This is a genomic window from Aeromonas sp. Y311-2 (genome assembly GCF_027706025.1).
Classification (GTDB): Bacteria; Pseudomonadota; Gammaproteobacteria; order Enterobacterales; family Aeromonadaceae; genus Aeromonas; species Aeromonas veronii.
In genome coordinates, this window is the sequence record NZ_JAPDCL010000019.1 from 48,578 (window position 1) to 54,724 (window position 6,147).

Genomic DNA, 6,147 nt, shown 5'->3' on the forward strand with positions numbered 1-6,147 from the left:
GGACAACGGCAAATGAATAAGACCGCTCATTTTTACGCCGGTTCCGCGCTGTCGCCAAACAGTTGACGTGCAATGGAGATCCCCAGTCGCTGCTGATCGGCCAGCAGGTCGCGGATATGGCGCTCTTCAATCAGGGGATTGAGCAGCACGGCACGCAGCAGGGTAAGCGGCTGGGCACCGTAGCGCACCACGGCCCGCTGGGTGCGGGAGACAAAGCTGTGCCCCTCGGCCCGCTGGGCTTTTTGCAGTGCCACGTTGAAGTCGTTGATCTGCGCATTGGCCGTCTCATCCAGCACCTTGCCCTGCAGGTGGGGCGGGATGCAGCGGTAGGAGAGCAGGTTCATCACCGGCGCCGACATCAGCTCGAAAGCAGGATCGCTTTCGATGAGCTCGGCCATCAGCCGGGCCCGGTCGTAGTTGGCTTCGATAAGCTCGGCATAGCCTTGCTGGCCGAAGAGTTGGAAAGCGGCATCCAGATAGAGGGCGTTGGCCGGGCGGGTGCCCTCCAGGGTAAAGCGGCCCTGATCGAATGAGGTAGCGCGAATGGCGTAGGGCGCCTCTCGCTTGACCGCCATCATCAGGTCGGGCTGGCGGCAGAGCAGCATGCCAGTACCGAGCGGCACCAGCAGTTGCTTGTGACCATCCAGGGTGACGGTGTCGGCCTGCTCTATTCCGGCCAGCAGACCTTGATAGCGGGGGGAGAAGAGGGTCGGGCCGCCCCAGGCGGCATCCACGTGGAAGTGGATCTGCTCGCGCTCGGCGATGGCGGCCAGCTCAGGCTGGGGGTCGATGGAGCCAAAGTCGGTACTGCCTGCCACGCCGACCAATGCCAGCACTTTCAATTTCTGTTCCTTGCACTGGAGCAGCGCCCGCTCCAACGCAGCCAGACTGAGCCGGTTCTGCTCGTCGGTCTCGAGGCGCCAGACGCTGCGGGCGCCCAGCCCCAGCAAATCCATCCCCTTGTCGAAGGAGTAGTGCATCAGCCGTGAACCTAGAATGACGGCGCCGCGATAGCCCTGCTCGTAGAGGGCGAACAGATTGTCGCCGCAGGCGCGGTTGCGGGCCAGCCAGAGGGCGGTGACGTTGGCTATGGTTCCGCCGCTGGTCATGACGCCGAGGGCTGCATCCTTGGCATGCATCTGCTCGCCGTAGAAGGCATCGTCCCTGCCATAGATGAGGCGGTGCAGCTTGGCCAGCACCTCCCGCTCCAGAAAGCTGAGCAGGCGGGAGGACTCCATCTTCATCGGATTCTGGTTCAGCATCACCAGCAGGCGCGACAGCTCGGCGGTATAGGCCGGCAGTGGCGCGGTCATGTGGCCCATATAGCGTGGCGAAGTGAGGTGAGAGGCGCCGGGCACCAGAGTGGCCAGCCGCGCCAGATACTCCTCGATAGGTTGGCCGACTGCAGGCATGCGGGATTGATCGAGTTGGTGGGTGAACAGGTCGCGCTGGTAGGGAGCCTGACTGTCGTCGGAGTGGTGGAAGCTCTCCAGCAAGGTGTTCATCGCCTCGCCAAAGGCGGGATCCGCTTGTGCAAACAGCTCAGTCAACTTCATCAGGTTCTCCAGACCAGGTCACCGGGGTTGGCGTCTATGCCGCTTGTCTCGGGCATCGGCGGCAGAGCATACACCAAAGGTTGGCAGGTGACAGCCACTCCATTTTTTAAGCGAACACTTGTACTCCGAAATGGCGCTGGGTAGAGTGAGCCACAGTTATTGTGGAGTCGATGTTATGAGTGGTGTGATGGATTACTCCCCCCGGGAGGAGCTGGCAAACCGGCTGAGTCACGGTGCGGGATTGTTGCTGGGGATTGTCGGGCTGGTGCTGTTGCTCATCAAGGGATGGGGGCAGGGTACGCAGGCGCTGGTGAGCTACAGCCTTTATGGCGGCAGTCTGGTGCTGCTCTATCTCGCCTCGACCCTTTACCACAGCATGGGGTCAGGGCGGGCCAGACGCTGGTGCAAGGTGTTTGATCACTGCGCAATCTATCTGCTGATCGCCGGTACTTACACTCCGTTCCTGCTAGTTGCGCTCGACACGCCGCTGGCGAAGGGCTTGATGGTGGTGATCTGGGCCCTGGCGCTGGCTGGTGTGGTGTTCAAGCTGGTGTTTATCAACCGTTTCAAGAAGTTGTCGCTCTTTACCTACCTGATGCTGGGTTGGCTGTCGCTGGTGGTCATCTACCAGCTCTACATCCATCTGGCCGGTGAGGGGCTGCTGCTGCTCGGGCTTGGTGGCCTTATCTACAGCCTCGGGGTCATCTTCTATGTGGCCAAGCAGATCCCCTATAACCATGCCATCTGGCATCTCTTTGTGCTGGGTGGCAGCGTTTGTCACTTTATGGCCATTTACGGCTACGTCGCCTAACGTCTTGCAACTAGCCCTTAATTGGTATTTTTGGCGCGTAAAAGGATAAATTCGTGCGGTATCACACAGTTGGCATCAGCGTTTGCTGACAAGCTAGGGCCAGTTCAATTCGCAAAGGATGCACGAAATGAGTGAAATCGCGCTTTCCATCAGCATGTTGTCGCTGGTGGCAGTGCTAGGACTCTGGCTGGGAAACTGGCGAGTCTATGGCGTTGGCTTGGGAATAGGGGGGGTGCTGTTCGGCGGTATCATAGTAGGTCACTTTGCAGGCGCCTCCGAGCTCGCGCTGGATGCACAAACGCTTCACTTTATTCAAGAATTTGGCCTGATCCTGTTTGTCTATACCATCGGCATCCAGGTCGGGCCGGGTTTCTTCTCGTCATTGCGCAGTTCAGGTCTCAAACTCAACGCCTTTGCCGCCTTGCTGGTCATCCTTGGCTGCGTGGTGGCCGCTGGCTTGCATCAATTTTTCGATGTGCCGTTGCCGGTCATTCTGGGGGTCTTCTCCGGTGCCGTCACCAATACGCCATCCCTCGGTGCGGGCCAACAGATCTTGGCCGAGCTGGGGGCCGCGCCCGGTTCGACTGGCCTGATGGGGATGGGATATGCGGTTGCCTATCCGTTTGGCATCTGTGGCATTTTGCTCACCATGTGGCTGGTCAGGGTCTTCTTTCGCATCAAGATTGACGATGAAGCCGCCCAGTTCGAGCTACAAACCGGTAAAACCAAAGAGAGCTTGCAGACCATCAACATCGCGGTGCGCAACCCTAACATGCACGGTCTGATGCTGAGCGAGATCCCGAGTCTCGACGAGTCTGATGTCATCTGTTCACGGCTCAAACGGGGCGACGAGCTGATGGTGCCACGGCCGGAATCCCGTATCGAACTGGGTGACTTGTTACATCTGGTGGGTGAGCGCCACGCGCTGCACAAGGTGTTGCTGGTGTTGGGGGAGGAGGTGGAGACCTCGCTCTCGACCCGGGGCACCGATCTGCGCGTCGAGCGGGTTGTGGTGACCAACGAGCAGGTTCTTGGCAAGAAGATCCGCGATCTGGACATTAAACAGCGCTATGACGTGGTGATCTCGCGCCTCAACCGTGCCGGTATCGAACTGGTGCCGACCAGCCAGACCAGCCTGCAGTTTGGTGACATCCTCAACCTGGTTGGCCGTCTCGATGCCATCGAAGCTGTCACCAATGTGGTCGGCAACGTGCAGCAAAAGCTGCAACAGGTGCAGATGTTGCCGGTATTTATCGGGATTGGCCTTGGCGTATTGCTCGGCTCCATCCCCTTCTACCTGCCCGGTTTCCCGGCCGCTCTCAAATTGGGTCTGGCGGGTGGGCCGCTGGTGGTGGCGCTGATCCTGTCTCGGATCGGCAGCATCGGCAAGCTTTACTGGTTCATGCCCCCCAGTGCCAACCTGGCGCTGAGGGAGATCGGCATCGTGCTGTTTCTGGCTGTGGTCGGCTTCAAGTCCGGTGCCGGTTTCGTCGATACCCTGATCAACGGTGATGGCCCAGCCTGGATGCTCTACGGCATGGCGATCACCCTGATCCCGCTGCTGGTGGTCGGTGTGCTGGCGCGCCTCTACGGCAAGATGAACTATCTGACCCTGTGCGGCTTGCTGGCCGGCTCCATGACAGATCCTCCCGCGCTGGCCTTTGCCAACGCCATGCACCCGACCAGTGGCGCCAGTGCGCTCTCATACGCCACTGTCTACCCGCTGGTGATGTTCCTGCGGATCATCTCGCCACAGCTGCTGGCTATCATCCTCTGGGCGGGTGTATAGGGTTAATCTTGACGGGAGCATGCTTTGTCATGCTCCTGTCATTACTCTGTAATTTATTGATAATTTTGGTTTTTGCCATTCTCGCACCCTCGTTTTATACACTTCTGTCTGGCTGAACAGTTCAGCCTCAAATCGGTCTATCCTTTCGAATTTTCGAGCTGGTTATTTTTCCCCTCAGTCTGCAAAGTAGGCTGTGGCTTATTGCATTCAAATCAGGATTCAGGAGAGAACATGATCACCAATGCCGTTACCTTGGAACAGGGCGTAACCGTAACCCAACTTAAAGGACAAATTTATCTGGTTGCCGCAGATGGCAGCCGGAAGCTGTTGGCTGAAGGTGATGTGCTGCCGAAAGGGGCGGTGATCATGTCGCCGGATGGCGCCAGTTTCATGGGCGGCGGACAGTCGTTCACTGTGCAACCAGCCAGCGAGCAGAGTGAGCCTGCTGAAGAGGGAGATGCTCCCCAGCTGGCGCAAAACGGCGCTGCAGGTACTCCTGATGATATCAGTGCCCTGCAACAGGCCATTTTGGGCGGCGCGGACCCGACTCAGGCCTTTGAAGCCTCTGCCGCAGGCGGTGCACCTGCCGCCGGTGGTGGCGGTATTGGGGGCGTCGCCGGTGCCAGTGGCAACGGCGGTTTTGTCACCATCGACCGAACCGGTTCCGCAACCATTGCTGAAGCCACCTTCGATACCACCTACAACGCCAATGGTGAACTACCGCTTGGTGCTGCTGGCGAAGATGAGGTATTTGACCTGACTCCGCCCACCATTTCCGTCTTTGCGCCAGATAACACCAATGATACTACTCCGACCCTGACCGGAACCACGGATGCTCCCGTTGGCAGCACCGTGACCCTGCTGGTCATCGATGCAAACGGTAATCAACAAACCCTGACCGCTATCGTCATACCCGCAGGCACCTTCACCGTGGATGTGGTTACCCCCTTGGCTGAAGGCTCTTATACCGTCACAGCTACAGTGACAGATCCTGCAGGTAATACCGGTACTGCAACCGATGATGGTAGCGTTGACAGTACCGCGCCCTCCGCTCCACAGGTCGAGATCCTGGATGGGGCAGATAATGTCATCTCCGCTAATGAGCGTGAAACCGGAGTGGGTGTCATTATCCGTTTACCGGGTGATGCCAAGGTCGGTGATCGTCTCGATGTTGACTGGAATGGTGATGGAGTGCCTGATTCCAGCAAGATTCTGACAGCCGATGATATCGGCCGTACTCAGGTTACTTTGACCATTCCCACCACGGATCTGCCTGTCAATGGCCCGATCACAGTTGATGCTACCTTGACAGATCCTGTGGGCAACACCTCGCCCAAGGGGAGCGACAACAGTGTTGTTAATGCAGCGCCTCAGCCAGTGGATGATCAGTTCACCGTTGAAGAGGACGGTACTATCAGCATCAATGTGCTTGGCAACGACACGGACGCGGATGGTGATCGTCTCACCATTACTGCTATCAACGGCCAAGCCATTGCCGAAGGCGGCACTGTAGCGATCAGTAATGGTTCCCTCACCTTGGCCAATGGCCAGCTGATCTTTACCCCGGCCCCTGATTTCAACGGTGATATCTCTTTTGAATACACTATTACCGATGGCGTGAACAGCTCGACAGGTGGGGTTACTGGGACTGTTACACCCGTTAATGATGCAGCCATCATCGCGGGTGACGACATCGGCGCTGTGACTGAAGATGCCAGCCCAGATGTACTGACCGATACCGGCGTGCTGACCGTGACCGACGTGGACGGTGCTGACGAGGTGGCGTTCAAGACCGACGCGGCCAGCATCAAGGCGAGCGAAGGCGCGCTGGGCAGCCTGACCATCACCGAGGGCGGTGTCTGGACCTATAACGTTGACAACAGCAAGGTGGAGTACCTGGGCGAGGGTGAGACCAAGGTCGAGACCTTCGTGGTCAAGTCCGTGGATGGCACCGAGCACACCGTGACCATCACCATCACAGGCACCAACGA

General features: G+C 58.4%; 4 protein-coding genes. 3 read left to right on the top strand and 1 reads right to left on the bottom strand.

Features of this window, described 5'->3' with window-relative positions; translation table 11 throughout:
- Positions 1 to 32: 32 nt before the first annotated feature.
- Positions 33 to 1,556: a pyridoxal-dependent decarboxylase gene (locus OKC42_RS16625; RefSeq protein ID WP_270820278.1), complete on the bottom strand. Its 1,524-nt coding sequence runs from the start codon at positions 1,554 to 1,556 to the stop codon at positions 33 to 35.
- Positions 1,557 to 1,731: 175 nt separating this feature from the next.
- On the opposite strand from OKC42_RS16625, the gene trhA reads away from it, so the two are divergent.
- The 3 genes from trhA to OKC42_RS16640 form a co-directional block, all read left to right on the top strand.
- Positions 1,732 to 2,367, top strand: coding sequence for a PAQR family membrane homeostasis protein TrhA (gene trhA, locus OKC42_RS16630; RefSeq protein WP_042080056.1), 636 nt, complete (start codon positions 1,732 to 1,734; stop codon positions 2,365 to 2,367).
- 127 nt (positions 2,368 to 2,494) lie between these two features.
- Complete coding sequence (locus tag OKC42_RS16635) at positions 2,495 to 4,156, top strand: putative transporter (RefSeq protein WP_270820279.1); 1,662 nt, start codon at positions 2,495 to 2,497, stop codon at positions 4,154 to 4,156.
- Between the two features lie 231 nt (positions 4,157 to 4,387).
- On the top strand, positions 4,388 to 6,147 hold a 1,760-nt coding region (locus OKC42_RS16640), incomplete at its 3' end, for a retention module-containing protein (protein ID WP_270820280.1).

Bases quoted from the DNA above. Each gene is read 5' to 3' on its own strand.
- trhA (WP_042080056.1), top strand. From the start codon at position 1,732: ATGAGTGGTGTGATGGATTACTCCCCCCGGGAGGAGCTGGCAAACCGG.
- OKC42_RS16635 (WP_270820279.1), top strand. From the start codon at position 2,495: ATGAGTGAAATCGCGCTTTCCATCAGCATGTTGTCGCTGGTGGCAGTG.
- OKC42_RS16625 (WP_270820278.1), bottom strand. From the start codon at position 1,556: ATGAAGTTGACTGAGCTGTTTGCACAAGCGGATCCCGCCTTTGGCGAG.